The 16,613-nt window shown below is 66.9% G+C and carries 16 protein-coding genes; 7 read left to right on the top strand and 9 right to left on the bottom strand.

The window, feature by feature from the left end:
- Position 1: 1 nt before the first annotated feature.
- From ACETK3_RS02970 to ACETK3_RS02955, 4 genes are all read left to right on the top strand, one after another.
- Positions 2-2,089: a LuxR C-terminal-related transcriptional regulator gene (locus tag ACETK3_RS02970; protein ID WP_237428878.1), complete on the top strand. Its 2,088-nt coding sequence runs from the start codon at positions 2-4 to the stop codon at positions 2,087-2,089.
- Positions 2,090-2,254: 165 nt separating this feature from the next.
- Positions 2,255-3,367, top strand: coding sequence for an IniB N-terminal domain-containing protein (locus ACETK3_RS02965; protein WP_237428877.1), 1,113 nt, complete (start codon positions 2,255-2,257; stop codon positions 3,365-3,367).
- A gap of 126 nt (positions 3,368-3,493) precedes the next feature.
- Positions 3,494-5,416 carry a dynamin family protein gene (locus ACETK3_RS02960; protein WP_373992486.1) on the top strand — a complete coding sequence of 641 codons (1,923 nt, stop codon included), beginning with the start codon at positions 3,494-3,496 and terminating at the stop codon, positions 5,414-5,416.
- Complete coding sequence (locus tag ACETK3_RS02955) at positions 5,413-6,906, top strand: dynamin family protein (RefSeq protein WP_237428875.1); 1,494 nt, start codon at positions 5,413-5,415, stop codon at positions 6,904-6,906. The genes ACETK3_RS02960 and ACETK3_RS02955 overlap by 4 nt, the downstream gene beginning before the upstream one ends.
- Positions 6,907-6,929: 23 nt before the next feature.
- On the opposite strand, the gene ACETK3_RS02950 is transcribed toward ACETK3_RS02955, so the two are convergent.
- A complete protein-coding gene (locus ACETK3_RS02950) occupies positions 6,930-7,499 on the bottom strand; it encodes a hypothetical protein (RefSeq protein WP_373992485.1) in 570 nt (189 codons plus the stop codon).
- Between the two features lie 4 nt (positions 7,500-7,503).
- Positions 7,504-7,893 carry a PLD nuclease N-terminal domain-containing protein gene (locus ACETK3_RS02945; protein WP_236799503.1) on the bottom strand — a complete coding sequence of 130 codons (390 nt, stop codon included), beginning with the start codon at positions 7,891-7,893 and terminating at the stop codon, positions 7,504-7,506.
- A gap of 62 nt (positions 7,894-7,955) precedes the next feature.
- Here ACETK3_RS02945 and ACETK3_RS02940 point away from each other — a divergent pair, with 62 nt between their 5' ends.
- Entirely contained in the window at positions 7,956-8,264 is a 309-nt protein-coding gene (locus ACETK3_RS02940; protein WP_236799502.1) for a DUF4229 domain-containing protein, read from the top strand.
- Here the strand turns inward: ACETK3_RS02940 and ACETK3_RS02935 are convergent.
- The 5 genes from ACETK3_RS02935 to ACETK3_RS02915 all read right to left on the bottom strand — a co-directional run bounded on the left by ACETK3_RS02935 (position 8,261) and on the right by ACETK3_RS02915 (position 12,663).
- Positions 8,261-9,142 carry a 1,4-dihydroxy-2-naphthoate polyprenyltransferase gene (locus ACETK3_RS02935; RefSeq protein WP_236799501.1) on the bottom strand — a complete coding sequence of 294 codons (882 nt, stop codon included), beginning with the start codon at positions 9,140-9,142 and terminating at the stop codon, positions 8,261-8,263. The two genes, ACETK3_RS02940 and ACETK3_RS02935, sit on opposite strands and share 4 nt — an antisense overlap.
- Positions 9,143-9,218: 76 nt before the next feature.
- Positions 9,219-10,421 (bottom strand): AMP-binding protein, encoded by a 1,203-nt coding sequence (locus tag ACETK3_RS02930; RefSeq protein WP_373992484.1) that lies wholly within the window; start codon positions 10,419-10,421, stop codon positions 9,219-9,221.
- 12 nt (positions 10,422-10,433) lie between these two features.
- A complete protein-coding gene (locus ACETK3_RS02925; RefSeq protein WP_236799499.1) occupies positions 10,434-11,387 on the bottom strand; it encodes a 1,4-dihydroxy-2-naphthoyl-CoA synthase in 954 nt (317 codons plus the stop codon).
- Positions 11,388-11,409: 22 nt separating this feature from the next.
- Positions 11,410-11,850: a VOC family protein gene (locus ACETK3_RS02920; RefSeq protein ID WP_237428871.1), complete on the bottom strand. Its 441-nt coding sequence runs from the start codon at positions 11,848-11,850 to the stop codon at positions 11,410-11,412.
- Between the two features lie 51 nt (positions 11,851-11,901).
- Positions 11,902-12,663 (bottom strand): CPBP family intramembrane glutamic endopeptidase, encoded by a 762-nt coding sequence (locus ACETK3_RS02915; RefSeq protein ID WP_236799497.1) that lies wholly within the window; start codon positions 12,661-12,663, stop codon positions 11,902-11,904.
- 206 nt (positions 12,664-12,869) lie between these two features.
- Between ACETK3_RS02915 and ACETK3_RS02910 the strand changes: the two genes are divergently transcribed.
- Positions 12,870-14,330 carry an amino acid permease gene (locus ACETK3_RS02910; protein WP_236820403.1) on the top strand — a complete coding sequence of 487 codons (1,461 nt, stop codon included), beginning with the start codon at positions 12,870-12,872 and terminating at the stop codon, positions 14,328-14,330.
- Positions 14,331-14,340: 10 nt separating this feature from the next.
- Here the strand turns inward: ACETK3_RS02910 and ACETK3_RS02905 are convergent, their stop codons facing one another.
- On the bottom strand, positions 14,341-15,135 hold the full coding sequence (locus ACETK3_RS02905) for a dienelactone hydrolase family protein (protein ID WP_237428869.1): 795 nt from the start codon (positions 15,133-15,135) through the stop codon (positions 14,341-14,343).
- A 61-nt stretch (positions 15,136-15,196) separates the two neighbouring features.
- On the opposite strand from ACETK3_RS02905, the gene ACETK3_RS02900 reads away from it, so the two are divergent.
- Entirely contained in the window at positions 15,197-16,252 is a 1,056-nt protein-coding gene (locus ACETK3_RS02900; RefSeq protein WP_237430540.1) for a DNA polymerase IV, read from the top strand.
- A 183-nt stretch (positions 16,253-16,435) separates the two neighbouring features.
- Here ACETK3_RS02900 and ACETK3_RS02895 read toward each other — a convergent pair whose 3' ends face one another.
- Positions 16,436-16,612 (bottom strand): CsbD family protein, encoded by a 177-nt coding sequence (locus ACETK3_RS02895; protein ID WP_236799494.1) that lies wholly within the window; start codon positions 16,610-16,612, stop codon positions 16,436-16,438.
- Between the last annotated feature and the right edge of the window lies 1 nt (position 16,613).

Below are 16,613 nucleotides of genomic sequence, written 5' to 3'. Positions count from 1 at the left end.
GATGGATGCGCACCTGCAGCGGGCGGAACGCCCCGTACCCCTGCACACGTCTCCGGACCACCAGGGGCACCCGCCGCCGCCCCATTCAGCCGAGCTGATGGCCAAGCAGTTGAAGGGCGCAAACGCGGCAGTACGTGAGCTGCTGCTGGCACTGTCGGTGGGCTTCGCCTTGCCCGGACCGCTCCCGGCAGACCTCCAGCACAAATTCATCAGCGGGACCGTGGAGGACCTGGACTCCTTAGTGGACAGGGCAGAGGCCGCGGGCCTGCTGAGGCCGGATGGCACCGTGGTGGGGACTGCCCAGCACGCCCTGTTGACCGCCACTCCAACCGCCAAGGTGCACGCGCTCCAGCGGGAGCTCGTGAGCGTTTTCGCGTCCACCGGGCAACCGCTTGGCAACCTGGCGCGCGACCTCGCCAGGGGCGGACTCGCCGATTCCAGGGTTGCAGCGGAACTTGAGCAAGCGGCCAACGCTGCGCTGGAAAGCGACCCCAGGCTCGCCTCCCAGCTCTACGAGGAAGCGCTCCTTGCAGGTGCCGACACGCTGGCAACGGCGGCCCGGCGCGCCCAGGCCGCGGCCGGCGACGGTGAACTGGATACCGCCGCCCGCATCATCGACGCGCTCCTGGTCAGTGCGGACCCGCCGGACGTGCGTCGCGGCGCGGACGTAGCGGCCTCTGTGTGGGCGCAGCGGGGAATGCTGGCACGCGCAGCCGACGTCTACAACTGGTTGGGGCCAGGCCGCGTAGGTGCCTCGGCGCCCCTTGCCGCCGTCGCCATGATCGGTGCGGGAGACCGGGCAGGTGCCGAAGCCTTCTTCCAGCCGGATGCTCCGGCGTCGTCCCCGACCCTCCTCGCGGCTGCCCTGGTGCAGACCGGCCAGGGAGTCTTCGCATCTCTGGGCGAAAAGCCGCAGCAGGGCATCTCCATCCTGATCCACGCATCAGACATGTTGAACTCGGCGGGCATGGCCCTGCCGCTGCCGGAAACGCCGGCCGCCCTGGCAGCCCTCCTGGCCTTGCACAGCGGCGAGCCGCACCTGGCGGAAACAGTCTGCCGGGCCGCGGTGGTGGCCGGGCAAGGTGGCAATGCCGCGCAGCCCAGGCTTTTGCTGCTCCAGGCCTGGGCAGCCATGATGCAGGACAAACTCGAGGACGCACGGTTTGCCGCAGCGGAAGCAGCCAAGGCCAACCACTGGCCGCTGGTCCCGCGCGACGAGTTCATGTCCGCCGCCCTGGAGGTGGGACTTGCCCGCCGCAACGGAGACGTACCGGAGCTGCTCAGGGCGTGGGAGCGGGCACGGGAGGCAATGCTGCACACGTCGGTGGACCTCTACAACCTCCTGCCGTGGGGGGAGCTGCTGATTGCCGCTGCCCGCCTGCGGGAGACGCGCCGCGTGGCGCAGTACCTGGACGACGCGTGGAAGCTGCTGGGGCGCCTGGGCGGACCTGCGTTGTGGGCCGTTCCCCTTCACTGGGCCGCCGTCCAGGCTGCGCTGCTCAATGAGAGCCCCGCCGATCTTGCCCCCCACGCCACGGCACTGGCAAGGGCCTCGGCCCACAGCCAGCTGGCCGCCGTCCTGGCGACGGCGGGCAAAGCCTGGGTATCGGTGCTGGCCGGCCGTTTCCGTACTTCCGAGGTGGAGGGCGCGGCCCGGCTGCTGGGAGCTGTGGGAATGCCGTGGGAGGGCGCCAGGCTGGCCGGACACGCAGCCGCCCGCGCAGAGGAACGGCGGGACATGATGCGCCTGCTCTCCTGCGCGCGGGACCTGCATCCGCAGGGCAGCACAGGAGCGTCCGGGGGCGCCGACGCGCAGGCAGGCAGCGGTGCCGACGGCGTGGGCAAAGGTGCGCAGCCGGACGCATCCGGCCTAAGCGAGCGCGAAAAGGAAGTTGCCAGGCTGGTGCTTGAGGGCAAAACCTACCGGGAAATCGGCGAGGCCATTTACATTTCGCCCAGGACGGCGGAGCACCACATCGCCCGGATCAGGCGCCGGCTCGGCGCGGAGAACCGGTCGGACCTGCTGGCCCGCCTGCGCCTGGCACTTGGCGTGGAAAGTTCCCAGCAGCTGAATCCGCAGCAGGAATGAACCCCTAACACCCCTAGGCGTGCCAGGCCCGGCGCCCCGGATCGGCGGCCGCTGCTAGGGGGAAACCGCCCGATGTCCTGTCCCCGGCAGCGAACCTAGGTTGAGATAACCGGGTACGTTTCGCCGGATGATCCGCAACTTCAAGAAGATGTGAGGACCACGCATATGCCAACACTCGCAAACGACCTTGTTCAGTTCCTGATGCAGCTCTTCGGCAACCGGGAAGCGATCCAGGAGTTCCTGGACGACCCCGAGAGGGCATTGGCGGAACACGGCCTGGGCAACGTGTGCTCGGCTGACGTGGACGCCGCCATGCCGGTCGTCCTCGACTACGCCCCCATCACCGTCAACGCCTCATCCCTGGACCGGGTACATCACACCGGCGGAAACAGTGCCTGGGCAGGGCACACGGGGTCCGGGTACATGGGATCCGGGCAGGCGGGCACGACGGCGGCGCACGCCGGGAGTGCCGCGGCCATCCATGGCGGCGGGCCCAGCCCGGGGCAGGGCGGGACCGACTACGACCAGGACGACCACGCCAACGCGGTCCAGCAGCTGCACCACGTGGTGAACCACTTTTCCTACACGACCAACACCACCATGCTCGACGACCGGGACACCACCACGGACCAGTCCGTCAACCAAAACATCTGGGCGCATGGGGACGTGGAGCAGTGGTTTGACCATGATGCCGTTGTGGCCTCCGGAGATTACGCAGTGGCGGCCGGTGACGACGCCAGTGTCCGGGACTCCAATAACATTCGGGATTCGTACAACGCCGACCATTCGACCGATAACTCCAGGGACAACTCCATCCACGCGGGCGGAGACGTTGGAATCGGCAACGAGGTGACTGCCATTTCCGGTTCCTTCAACACCGACGATTCCTTCAACACCGACGTCGGCCTGGATGTGGACGACTCCTTCAACGACAACTCGGACCATTCGGACTACTCCGACCACTCGGACCACTCCGTCAGCACGGACACAGCCCTGGATGTCCGCGACTCGTTCAGTGACAACTCCGACAACTCCACCCACAACTCGGTGGAGGTGGAGGATTCCTTCAACCCGGACAACTCCACCAACACGGCGGTGGACGTCCACGTTGACGACTCCTTCCAGGATAACTCGGCCACGAACACCGTGCAGGACAACCTGGTGGTTGCAGACAACCAGCTCGATTTCACGGAGGACAACCCGAGCCACACGGATGTGGACCTGGAAAACCACACCGCCATCGACCACGCGGTGGTTGACGACTCCACCGCGCTGTAACACGCTATTCCAACAACCCGCTGTTCGCGGGAGGCAAACCGCCCGGCAGGAGGCATCCACTTCCTGCCGGGCTCTTCCGGTATTTCCGGCATTGGGAATATTTCGGCACCGACAGGGGGACACGCTGTGGCAGAAGCAGCACCGGCAAGGCCACCGGGGCCCGTCACTGCCGGGCAGTTGGGAAAGCTCGTGGAGCAGGGCCTTCAGCTGGTGGGCAGCGGGGACCGCGCAGACCTGCGCCGGAGGCTGGAGCAGGCCAGTGCCCGCCTGCGGGACCCGAGCATCAGGGTGATTGTCGTGGGGGAGTTCAAGCAGGGAAAGAGCAAACTCATCAATGCCCTGGTGAACGCCCCGGTATGCCCCGTGGACGACGACATCGCCACTTCCGTCCCCACGGTGGTCCGTTACGGGGAGCCGGCGTCGGCCGCGGTCCTGGTCCCCGCCCCGGATAATTTCGCCGCGGACATCTTCACGGCGGAAGACCCCGCCGGGGATGCTGCCGGCGGCGGCATTGAGCGTCGGCCGGTGGCGCTTACCGACCTGCCGGCCTTTGTTTCCGAGCAGGGGAACCCGGGAAACAGCAGGAAAATAGCCGCCGCGGAGGTCTGCCTGCCCCGACGGCTCCTCACCGGCGGACTCAGCATCATCGACTCCCCGGGCGTGGGCGGCATGGGCTCCACGCACACTTTGACCACCCTTACGGCCCTGCCCACCGCGGACGCCATGCTGCTGGTGTCGGACGCGTCGCAGGAATACACGGAGCCGGAACTGCGGTTCCTGCGCCAGGCCATGCGGATCACCCCCAGCGTTGCCGCCGTTCTTTCCAAGACAGACCTGTATCCGGACTGGCGGCGGGTGGCGGAGCTGGACAGGGCGCACCTGGACCAGGTGGCGCCGGACATTCCGCTGTTGCCACTGTCCGCAGACCTTCGGCTGGAGGCTGCGCGGCTCCAGGACAGTGAGCTCAACGACGAATCCGGCTACCCGGCCTTGGTGGCCCACCTGCGCAATGACGTGGTGGGGGAGGCAGAACGGATCCAGCGCCGCTCCGTGAGCCAGGACCTGCTGTCCGTCACCGGGAACCTGAGGCTGTCCCTGCAGTCCGAGCTGGACGCCCTGGAAAACCCTGGTGGCACGCCCCAGATGCTCGCAGAACTGGAACAGGCCAGGGCGGAGGCGGACCATCTGCGAAAGCGGTCCGCCCGCTGGCAGCTCACGCTCAGCGACGGCATCAACGACCTGATCGCCGACATGGAGTACGACCTCCGGGACCGCCTGCGCGGGATCCAACGGGAAGCGGAGAACGCCATCGACCAGGGCGATCCCGGTCCGGTGTGGCCGCAATTCTCGCAGTGGCTCGAAGAGTGCGTTGCCGCAGCGGTTTCGGACACGTTTGTCTGGACCAGCGAACGGTCCCAATGGCTGGCGGCCCAGGTGGCTGAGCACTTCGCGGCGGACGAGGTATCACTGCCGGTCCTGCACGTCTCCGACTCCGGGGACGCCCTGGATCCGGTGGAGCAGATGCCGCAGCTGGATCCCGGCCGGGTGAACCCGGTCCAAAAAGTCCTCATCGGAATGCGGGGATCCTACGGCGGCGTCCTGATGTTCGGTCTCCTGACAGGGATCTTCGGGATGGCCCTGATCAACCCGCTGTCCGTGGGTGCCGGGCTGCTGCTGGGGCGCAAGGCCTACCGGGAGGACAAGGAGACCCGGCTGAAGCGGCGCCAGAGCGAGGCGAAAGCCTTGGTGCGGCGGCAGCTGGACGATGTGACGTTCCAGGTGGGTAAGCAGTTGAAGGACAGGCTGCGCCTGGTCCAGCGGACCATCCGCGACCATTTCACCGAGATCGCCGATGAATACCACCGGTCGCTGTCCGACTCGGTGGCCGCGGCGCAGAAGGCTGCGAACTCGTACGCACAGGAGAAGGAAGGACGCGTGCGGGACATCAGGGCGGAGCTGAAAAAGGTGGATGCGCTCCATCGGGCTGCAGAAGCCGTGGCCGCCGAGGCAGCTGCAGCCAGGACCCAGACAGCGGCGGGGGTGGGATGACGGCGTCCACCACGGCCGGGGCGGCAGCGTTGATCCGGGAAGCGCTGGAGGTATATGCCGATGACCTCCACACCACCCAGGAACTGCACGGCTATGCGCGGCGGTTGGCAGAGCCGCTGCGGATTGCCGTTGCCGGCATGGTGAAGGCAGGCAAGTCAACGCTCCTGAATGCCATCATCGGTGAGGAAATCGCCCCCACGGACACCGGCGAGTGCACCCGGATTGTCACCTGGTACCGGCACGGCCATACGCCCCGCATCACCCTCCACCCCGCGGCAGGGGAGCCCCGGGCCCTGCCGCTGAAGCGAGTGGACGGGCGCCTGGTCTTCGTCCTCGACGGCGTACGTGCGGAAGAAGTGGAACGGCTCGACGTCGAATGGCCGGCGCCGGCACTGCGGGCCATGACCTTGATCGACACCCCCGGCATCGCTTCGGTCTCCCAGGACGTGTCCGCGCGGTCCCTGGCGTTCCTGACCCCGGAGGATTCGCCGTCGGAGGCTGACGCCGTCATTTACCTGATGCGCCACCTGCACGCGTCCGACCTGAGGTTCCTGGAGTCCTTCCGCGACACCGGGGCGGGCCGCTCGGGCACGGTCAATTCCATCGCGGTGCTGTCCCGGGCAGACGAGGTGGGAGCCGGCCGCATCGACTCCCTTCTGTCCGCCGGCAATATCGCGGAGAGGTACAGCCGTGATATTGCCCTGCGGAAGCTTGCCCTCGGCGTGGTCCCGGTGGCCGGGCTCCTGGCCCAAAGCGCCCGTACCTTGCGCCAGCCGGACTTCGAAGCCCTGCGGTTGCTGGCCACCCTGGACAGAGCCGAGCGTGAACGGATGCTGCTCTCCGCCGACAGGTTCCGCCGGTCCACCGGGCCCGCAGGTCTGACGGAAGAGGCGCGGGCGTCACTGCTGGAGCGCTACGGGCTTTTCGGGATCCGGCTGGCCGTGGTCCTGATCCGCAACGGGTTTGCCGAACCCACGCCGCTGGCCCACGAGTTGGCCCGGCGGAGCGGTCTGGACACCCTGCTGGACGTGCTGGACCGGCAGTTCCGGGCCAGGGCGGAAGCGCTCAAGGCCCGGACCGCCCTGGTGGCTGTGGAAAACCTCCTGGCCAGCCAGCCACGCCAGGGGACGGAAAACCTGGCGGCATCCCTGGAGCGGCTGCAGGCCAACGCTCATGAGTTCCGCGAGCTCCGGCTGCTGGCGGCCCTGCGGACCACGGGGGTGGAGCTCGCCCCGGAGCTGGTTGCGGAAGCTGAACGGCTGGTCGGAGGCCAGGGCGCCACCGCATACCGCCGGCTGGCCGTGGCGCCTGATGCCGGACCGGAAGTGCTGGCCGCTGAGGCGAGCCGCTGCCTGGCACGCTGGCGCGCAATCGCTGAGAGTCCGCTGACGGCACGGTCAGCCGGTGAGGCATGCCGGGTGGTGATCCGCAGCTGCGAGGGAGTGCTGGCAGAATACGCCGGGAGGAACCGGCAGCCGAAGTCGGCGTAGGGCGTTCCCAGGCCTTTGCCGGCTCAAGCCCTGGCACTCTCCGGCCTCAGCCAGGCCCCGGCAGACGGCAGGAACAGCAGCGCCAGCCCGGCTACCGCCAGGAGTAGCCCGGCGCCCCACAGCATCACCACGTAGCTGCCGGCGGCACCGGCGGGGACCAGGAAGGCGGACGCCAGGAGCAGTATGAGGACATGGCTGGCCAGCAGGGGGAGCAGGGTCCAGCGGGCCCAGTTCCGGCGGTTCAGCACGGTGGCGAGCACTGCTGCCTCAAACAGGGTCACCAGCAGCAGGGCGCCGATGCTTCCCCAGAAGACGATCTCCGCCGTCCTGCCTACGGCCGCGGCGCCACTGCCTGCCGCCATGTTTGCCACCACGCCGTGGAGCCGCTGCAGATTGGAATCACGAGCCACGAAGGATCCCAGCAGGACGGCCAGTCCCGCACCGAAACTGAAGAGCCACAAAGTGCGCGCAGTGCGGACTGTGCCGGGCAGCGGGGTGACAACGGGAATGGGCGGCGGGGTGGAGTAGGACGGGCCAGGCCTTGGTGGGGGAGCGGACGGGTGCCGCTCTTCACCGCCGGACTGGAATGCCATAGGCCTATTTCAGTCCGTCGGTATCGTGTTCGTCGGTGCCCCGCTGTCCTTTTCCGCCGTCCTCCTTGGCCTTTGCTTCCAGTTCGTCCCGGAGTTTCTTCAGTCGCTCGGCCTCGGCCTGGCTGCGGCGGCGGGCCTCGAGGTTGCGGAGGAAGTCCGGGTCATCGTCCGGGGCCATGGAATGGGGGTAGCTGGGCCGCGGCTGCGCCGTGCCCCGTGGGCGTCCAATCAGCAGCCACAGGATGGCGCCCAGGACCGGCAGGACGATCTGCACGATGATCCAGGCCGGTTTCGAGATGCCCCGGGTAAGGCGGCCTTCAGTACGGATCACGTCCACCAGGCCATACACGAAGATGACGAGGACTGCGACGGCCAAAGCCACACGGAACAGCATGCCATCAAGTCTATCGTCAGGACGGGCAGGGGCCGCCGGGCGGAGGCGGCTAAACTTGAATAGTGGCCTTTTTGAAATATTCCCTGATCCGTTTGGCGATCTTTGTCCCCCTTTTTGTCCTGTTCATGCTCCTGCAGGTAGGGGTGCTGATGGCCGTGATCTGCGCCGCGCTCATTGCCTTTGCCATCAGCTACCTGTTTTTCCAGAAGCAGCGCGATGCTGCCGCGGCGGCCCTGCAGCACCGTTTCTCGGGGAAGGCCAAGCCGCTGCGCTCCGCCGGTGAAGTCCAGGACGCCAATGCCGAGGACGCCCTGCTGGACGCCAACCCGGACATCACCATCAACAACGCCAAGGGCACCAAGAACAGCTAGAACCCGTGGCTGAGGATCAGTCCCAGTGAGAACAGCACGCTGTAGCCGAGATTGATTAGGCCGGTCTGCTTCAATACCGGGATCAGGCTCTTGCGCTTGCGGCCGTTGATCATCAGCCAGGCCGGCATCAGGCAGGCGGGGATGAGCAGCAGGACGATCAGGATCCATGGCCGGGCCGGTGCCAGGATCACCACCAGCAGGATGGCGACGGCGAGCATCAGGACATAGCTTTCCCGCGCATGCTTGTCCCCCAGCCGCACCGCCAGCGTCTTCTTGCCGGCCTGCATGTCGGTAGGAATGTCCCGGACGTTGTTTGCCATGAGCAGCGCGGTGGCGATCAGGCCGGTGCCGATGGCGCCGATGACCGATGACAGGTTGATGTGCCCGGCCTGGGTGTAGGTGGTGCCCAGGGTGGCCACCAGGCCGAAGAAGACGAACACGAAGAGGTCCCCCAGGCCCATGTAGCCGTAGGGGTTCTTGCCGCCGGTGTAGCCCCATGCGGCCATGACGCAGCCCAAGCCCACCAGGATCAGCCACCAGGCCTGGGTGAGGAACACCAGCACCAGGCCGAACACCATGGCCAGGGCAAACGTGCCGAACGCGGCCCACTTGACGTGCTCCGGCTTGGCGGCGCCGGATCCCACGAGCCGCAGCGGCCCCACCCGGTCATCGTCCGTACCGCGGATGCCGTCCGAGTAGTCGTTCGCGAAGTTCACGCCCACCTGGAGCAGGAGTGCCACCAGCGCCGCGAGGATGGCGTTGGGCAGCAGGAACGAGTCCATCTCGTAGGCGGCGGCAGTGCCGATCAGCACCGGCGCGATCGCTGCCGGCAGCGTCCGGAGTCGGGCGCCTTGGATCCATTGGGCGGCTGTGGCCACGGTTAGTACCTCGTGTTGTTTCGGTCAGACGGCAGGATGGAACGTGCGCACCCGCCGCGGTGGTGCAGGTCCAACTCTACTTTCCCCGGTGCAGGGCGCTGAGTTCGGCGGTCATGGCGAGCCGGTCGGGTTTGCCGTTGGGCAGCATCCGCAGCGCCGGCGCCGCGAGGACGGTCTTGGGCGCCAAGACCCCCAACTGCCGCTGCCATTGACGTTGGAGTACGACGGCGGGATCCCCGGCACCTTCTCCGGCGGTGCCTTCCGTACCTGCGGGGGCAAGCGCCACATAGGCGGCCACGGCCTGCCCCCACTCGGCGGACAGGACGCCCGCCACGAAAGCCGCGGCGACGGCGTCGGACTTTTCCAGCTGTTCCTGCACGTGGCCGGCGGAGACCTTGACGCCGCCGGTGATGATCACATCGTCGGCGCGGCCCAGCACGGTGAGCCGGCCGTCGTCGTCAATGGAGCCCAGGTCGCTGGTGCGGTACCAGCGCACCCCGTCCTCCTCGAAGAATGTCCCGGTTTCCTCGTCCGGCGCCTCGATGTAGCCTGCGGCGACGGTGTCACCGCCCAGCAGGATCCGGCCGTCCGTATCCACCCGCACCGAGACGCCTTCCAGGGGATAGCCGTCGTAGATGCAGCCGCCGGAGGTCTCCGCGGAGCCGTAGGTGGTAACCACGCGGACGCCGGCGTCGCGCGCCGCCGCCAGCAGGGCCGGCGGCGCAGGTGCCCCGCCCAGCAGGATGGCGTTGAACCGGCGGAGCACGGCGAGCGTGTCCGGCGACGGATCGTCCAGCAGCCGCTGCAGCTGGGTGGGAACCAGGGAAGTAAAGCGGATGTTGTCCGTGAGTTCCAGTGCCGCAGCAGTGAAGGCCTCCGGGGTGAAGCCGCCGGACATGTCCATGACCCAGGGCCGGGTGCCGGCAAACAGGGAGCGGACCAGCACCTGGATCCCGGCAACAAACTGCACCGGCAGTGCCAGCAGCCACTGGCCCTCGCCCTTGAGCCGCAACGCCGTGGCCATCGAGGAGGCTGCCAGGGACTCCACGGTCAGCAGGGTTGCCTTGGGCGTGCCGGTGGAACCGGAGGTGCGGACCACGGCCACGGCGTCGTCGCAGCCGGGGGTCTCAACGTGCCCAACGATGAGGCTGCCGTCGGGGCCTACGGAGAGTTCGACGGCGGGGCCCTCGCCATGGAGGGCGGCCGCGAGGGCCTTCAGGGCGGGTTCGATGTTGATTGGACCGGCCGATACCGGAGTGGGGGAAGCTTCGCTGTTCATTGCCGTCCTGCCTTAGAAGTAGTGCGGGAAGCGTGACCAGTCGGGGTCGCGTTTTTGCAGGAAGGCTTCCTTGCCCTCCACAGCCTCGTCCGTCATGTAGGCCAGCCGGGTGGCTTCACCGGCGAAGACCTGCTGGCCGGCCAGCCCGTCGTCCGCCAGGTTGAAGGCGAACTTCAGCATGCGGATGGCCTGCGGGGACTGCCGGGCGATGTCTGCCGCGTACTCGAGCGCCACCTCCTCCAGCCGCTCGTGGTCCACGGCCTCGTTCACCGCACCCATGCGAACCATGTCATCAGCGGAATATTCGCGGGCCAGGAAGAAAATCTCCCGCGCTGCCTTTTGCCCGATCTGGCGGGCCAACAACGCGGAGCCGTAGCCGGCGTCGAAACTTCCCACGGTGGCGTCCGTCTGCTTGAACTTGCCGTGCTGGCGCGACGCGATGGTGAGGTCCGCGACAACGTGCAGGGAGTGCCCGCCACCGGCGGCCCAGCCGTTGACGACAGCGATGACCACCTTGGGCATGGTGCGCATGAGCCGCTGGACTTCCAGGATGTGCAAGCGGCCAGCGCGGGCAGGGTCGATGGTTTCCTGCGTCTCCCCATCTGCGTAGCGATAGCCGTCCCGGCCGCGGATCCGCTGGTCCCCGCCGGAGCAGAACGAATGGCCGCCGTCCTTGGGGGAGGGGCCGTTGCCGGTGAGCAGGACGGTGGCGACGTCGGGGGTCATCCGCGCGTGGTCCATGGCCCGGTAGAGCTCATCCACGGTGCCCGGCCGGAAGGCGTTCCGCACCTCGGGCCGGTTGAACGCAATCCTGACGGTGGGTAGGTCACGCACCCAGCCGCCGTCCGAATCCCGCTCCACCTGCCGGTGGTAGGTCATGTCCTGGAAGTCCTCGAAACCGGAGACCACCCGCCAGCGCGTGGGATCGAAGACATCGGACACCGGGGCGGGGATCTGGTTGCTCACCGTCCAAGTCTAGTAATCGTGCTTAGCTGATGCAGAACTCGTTCCCCTCGGGGTCCGCCATGGTGTGCCAGGAATGCGGGCCCTGCCGCGCCGACCAGAGGAAAGTGGCTCCCCGCGCTTCGAGTTCGCTCCGGACCTCGTCCTTGTCCCGGCCGTCCAGCCGGACGTCCCAATGCACCCGGTTCTTGACCGTCTTTCCCTCTGGTGCGGCCTGGAACAGGATGCGCCGCTCGGGGGCCTTGGACTCGATCTCTTCCGGCGGTCGGATGGCAGCGCCGTCCTTCCACACCATGTTGCCCCGGTGGGTCATGGTTTGGTCCTCGCTGGCATAGCCCTGCTCGATCATGGAACGGATGAAGGCCCCGTCCTGGGGCTCCACAGCCCACTGCAGGGTTTCCGCCCACCAGTCTGCGAGCTCGTGCGGCCTTGCGGAATCGACAACTATTTGGATATTCAGTCCCATGCGTCCACGGTAAAGGCGGCTGCCGCCCTGCGGAAGATCCCCTGGGGGGCGCTAGGCCTGGACGTTCTGCATCTGGTCGAACAGTTCCGGCGGGATGGCGTAGACCAGGATCACGGCCAGCAGGTTCTTGGCGGCATGGACGAAGTAGGAGAACATGACGTTCTTCCCGGTCCACATGTAGACGAACACCAGCGTGGCGCCCATGGCCAGGTACGGGAGCAGTGCGGTGAGGGTGATCGCTTCCTGCCCCACGATGTGCAGGGCCGCGAACAGCACCACGGACAGGATGCAGCAGATCCAGATGTTCACCCTCCTGCTTAGCTTGCCGATCAGCAGGTGCCGGAAGATGTATTCCTCCACGAACGGACCAACTATCACCAGCAGCGGGACCATGAGCCAGGCGGGGACCTGCTGCATCAGTGCCTGCAGCCCGGCCTGGTTCTGGGAGGTTTGCACCTGCCCGTTCGCCGCCACCAATATCGCCGTGAGGATCATCATGGCGATGACGGACGCCGGCACCATCAGCAGCGTGAACCAGGGCCGGGTTGCCAGGACCTTGAGGTCGCGGACCACCACCTTGCGGGCCGCCAGGAGTGCCAGTATGCCTACCGAGGCATAAAAGAGCAGGTTCACTGCGTACGAGGCCGCGGCGGGGGAGGGGGCTATCTGGCGCAGCAGCGGTGCCACCAAATCGCCGGCAGCGGCGAAGAACCCTGCGATGGCAACGTAGAGGCACAGCGTGGCCACGTCCATGGGGGAGAAACGGTACAGCTGGGGCTGCGGGGCGGGCGGTAAGCGGTGGGCTGTTGCCATGCTTCCAGCCTATCGCCGGGGCCGGCGTGTAGTGCGCGTCACGTACCACTCCGCACCAGGTTGTAGGATGGTCAGGTCGCGTGAAGCTTCGGCAGTTCGACGGTTCGCCCTCACATTCGCTGGCTGTAAGGCCTGAAGACCGAATTATGTGAGCTCGATCATACGAAGACCGGATGCGGCCAACCCCCAACCCACAAGGAACAGTTGTGCCTCAAAGTACCCCCACAGACCTAAAGAACAGTACGGCGCCATCCACCGCCGTCGACCCCACCCTCAGCGCCGAGGGCTACAGCAAGACCCTGGGCCGCCGCCACGTCACCATGATCGCCATGGGCGGCGCCATCGGCGTGGGCCTCTTCATGGGAGCCGGCGGCCGCCTGGCCTCCACTGGCCCGGCCCTGATTTTCTCTTACGCCATTGCCGGCGTCATCGCCTACCTCCTCATGCGTGCCCTGGGTGAGCTCATCATGTACCGCCAGACCTCCGGCTCGTTCGTCAGCTACTCAGGCGAAATGTTCGGCAGGAAGGGCGCCTTCCTTTCCGGCTGGATGTACTTCATCAACTGGGGCATGACCGGCATCGCCGAACTGATCGCCATCGGCCTGTACTTCCAGTTCTTCTTCCCCAACGTTCCGGTGGAAGCATCGGCCATCGCCGCGCTGGCGCTCCTCGTGGCAGTGAACCTGCTCAGCGTCAAGGCCTTCGGTGAATTCGAATTCTGGGCCTCCTGCCTCAAGGTGGGCGCCATCCTGATCTTCCTGGTGGTGGGCACCTTCATGGTGGTCACCAACGCCCAGGTGGGTGACGGGCACGCGTCGGTGGCCAACCTGTTCGCCGCCGAAGGGGGCATGTTCCCCAAGGGCGCCCTGGTGATGGTCCTGGTCCTCAACGCCGTTATTTTCGCCTACAACGGCATCGAGCTGGTGGGCATCACCGCCGGCGAGATGCAGAACCCGGAGCGCGAGGTGCCCAAGGCCGTCCGCGCCGTCGTCCTCCGCATCGTGGTGTTCTACGTTGGCTCCGTGACCCTGCTGGCCATGCTGCTGCCGTCCGACCAGTACAAGGCCGGCACCTCCCCGTTCGTCACCGTTTTCGGCCAGATGGGCCTGGGCTGGGTGGGCGACGTGATGAACATGGTCGTGATCACGGCGGCGCTGTCCTCCTGCAACTCCGGCCTGTACTCAATCGGCCGGGTGTTCCGCACCATGGCCAACAACGGGCACGCCCCGCAGTGGCTCACCAGGATGTCCAAGCGCCACGTCCCGTACGCAGCCATCCTGGCCATCGCGGCGTTCTACCTGGTGGGCATCATGTTGAACATCTGGCTGGGCGGTTCACACGCATTCGACCTCGCCCTGAACACCGCCTCCATCGGCGTGATCTTCTGCTGGGGCTCCATCTTCGCCAGCCAGATCGTGCTGCGCCGCCGCAAGGGCATCACTTCCAGCCTGCCGATGCCCGGTTCGCCGTGGACCAGCTGGGCCGGCCTGCTCGGCCTGCTGGCCATCACGGTGCTGATCGGCTTTGACACCATGACCAGCAAGGACGGCGAGGTGTTCTACCTGGGCCTGTGGACCCTGGGCACCATTCCGTTCTTCGCGCTGCTCCTCTGGCTGGGCTGGCAGAAGGTCAAGAACAACCAGCCCAAAAGCGAGCTTTACAGCTGACCTTCCCGGCTTACTGAACAACGTTCGACGGCGGGCCGCCCCCTTGAGTGGGCGGCCCGCCGTCGGCGTTTCCTTTCAGGTGCCGTGCGAAAAAGTCCTCGATGCGCTGCCAGGCCTCAGGGGAGGATTTCGGATCCGGGCCCACGCCCATCACCCGCATCAGCGGGCGGAGGAGTACCGGCCCCAACTCTTCATCGTTGAGGAAGGCGTGGCCTGCCCCGGGGAATTCCTTCACGCTGTGCTCGATGCCCAACTGGTCGAGGGCTGAATCGAGCCGGGCCGCGGCGCCCTTCAGGGACTTGTCCGCACCGCCGTAGCTGGCCACGATCGGACAGGAGCCCCGCAAAGCCTCCACCAGGTCCTGCTGCTCCTTGCCGGGCAGCCGTCCGTAGTTGACGGAGGCGGCGTCGAACCCGTCCCGGGCGGTCGGCAGGGCAAACCCGCCGCCCATGCAGAAACCGATAACCCCGGTCTTGGCGTTGCATAGTTCCGACTCCGCAAGCCAGCTGCGCGCGGTGGCGATGTCTATGAAAGGCCTGCCCGTGCGGGCTGCCATGGCACGCATGGTTCCCACCAGGCAACGCCTGCGACCGCCGTCGCTGAACAGATCCAGCGCCAGGGTAAGGTAGCCGGCCCGGGCCAGCCGGTCCGCATGCCGGCGGGTCTGGTCATCCAGGCCGAACACTTCATGGATCATGACGACGCCGGGAAAGGGGCCCTGCCCTTCGGGCACGGCAAGGTAGCCGTGCAGGAAGGTCGATCCGCCGGCAGCCGTGCTCTCGGCGCTCAGGTCTACGTTCGTCATGGCCCAAGGCTAGCCGCTGGGAGTCCCACCGGGCAGACTGGGGCCTGTGAGCGAACCGTGGGTGCTGCATGTGGACCTGGACCAGTTCATCGCTGCCGTTGAAGTGCTCCGCCGGCCCGAGCTGGCGGGAAAGCCGTTGATTGTGGGCGGGCGCGGGGACCCTACCGAGCGCGCCGTCGTGTCCACGGCATCCTATGAGGCCAGGGCCTTTGGGGTTGGCTCGGGAATGCCGCTGCGGATTGCCGCGCGGAAAGTGCCGGATGCCGTCATCCTGCCCGTGGACCACGGGGCCTACCTTGAGGCGTCGGAGAAGGTCATGGCGGTGCTGCGCTCGCAGCCGGGAACCACAGTCCAGGTGCTCGGCTGGGACGAGGCTTTCGTTGGCGTCGAGACCACCGATCCTGAAGCCTTTGCCAGGCAATTGCAGGAGGCCGTCCTGGCGGAGACCCTGCTGCACTGCAGCGTGGGGATCGGCGACACCCTGCTCCGCGCCAAGGTTGCCACTTCATTCGGCAAGCCCGCGGGGGTCTTTCGGCTCACGGAAGAGAACTGGCTGGACGTCATGGGGAGCCGGCCGACGGTGGAGCTGTGGGGCGTGGGTACCAAGATCTCACGGCGCCTCGCCACCCTGGGGATCAAGACTGTTGCCGAGCTCGCAGCGGCGGACCCCAGTGACCTGGTCCCCGAGTTTGGTCCGAAAATGGGTCCCTGGTACGCGCAGCTGGGACGGGGGGACGGCTCCCGGGTGGTTGACGATACGCCCTGGGTGCCGCGGGGGCACAGCCGAGAGACCACCTTCCAGCGCGACCTGACAGACCCCGAGCGGATTCGCGACGCCGTCCGGGAGCTGGCCGCGCGCGTGCTGGAGGATGTTGCTGCCGAGGGAAGGCCGGTGATCGGCCTGACGTTGAAAGTTCGGTATGCGCCGTTCACCACCAGGACCTACGCGCGGAAGATCCCCCAGACATCCGATCCCGCGGACGTGCTGTCCCGGGCCCTTGACCTCGCGGCGAAGATCGAGCCTGGGCAGCCCATCCGGCTGCTTGGACTCCGGGCCGAAATGACCATGCCTGAGGATTCGCGGCAGGGCCACACACCGACCCGCAGCGGCTGGTGACTTCCCCCTTCGATTGCTGACTTCCCGCATCGATTGCTGTGTATTTGTCGTTATGAGCCCTCAAAACGACAAATACACAGCAATCGATGATGGGTGGACAGCGAAACGGCGGCAGATCCAAGGGATCCGCCGCCGTTTGGGGCTGCTGCAGCACGCCGTTCGCTGCGGCTGCATCAGCAGGGACTAGCTGCGCTTGAACTCGTCCTTGACGCTTTCGCCCACCTTCTTGGCGTCTGCCTTGACCTGGTCGGCCTGGCCTTCTGCCTTGAGGCGGTCGTTGTCGGTCGCGTTGCCTGCAGCTTCCTTGGCCTTGCCGCCAAGGTTCTCTGCCGCGTTACTGATCTTGTCTCCGAGGCCCATG

The organism is Arthrobacter sp. E44 (assembly GCF_041877125.1).
Taxonomy (GTDB): Bacteria; Actinomycetota; Actinomycetes; order Actinomycetales; family Micrococcaceae; genus Arthrobacter.
The sequence above is the reverse complement of the archived record's forward strand: the minus strand, read 5'-3'. Positions and strand labels throughout refer to the sequence as shown.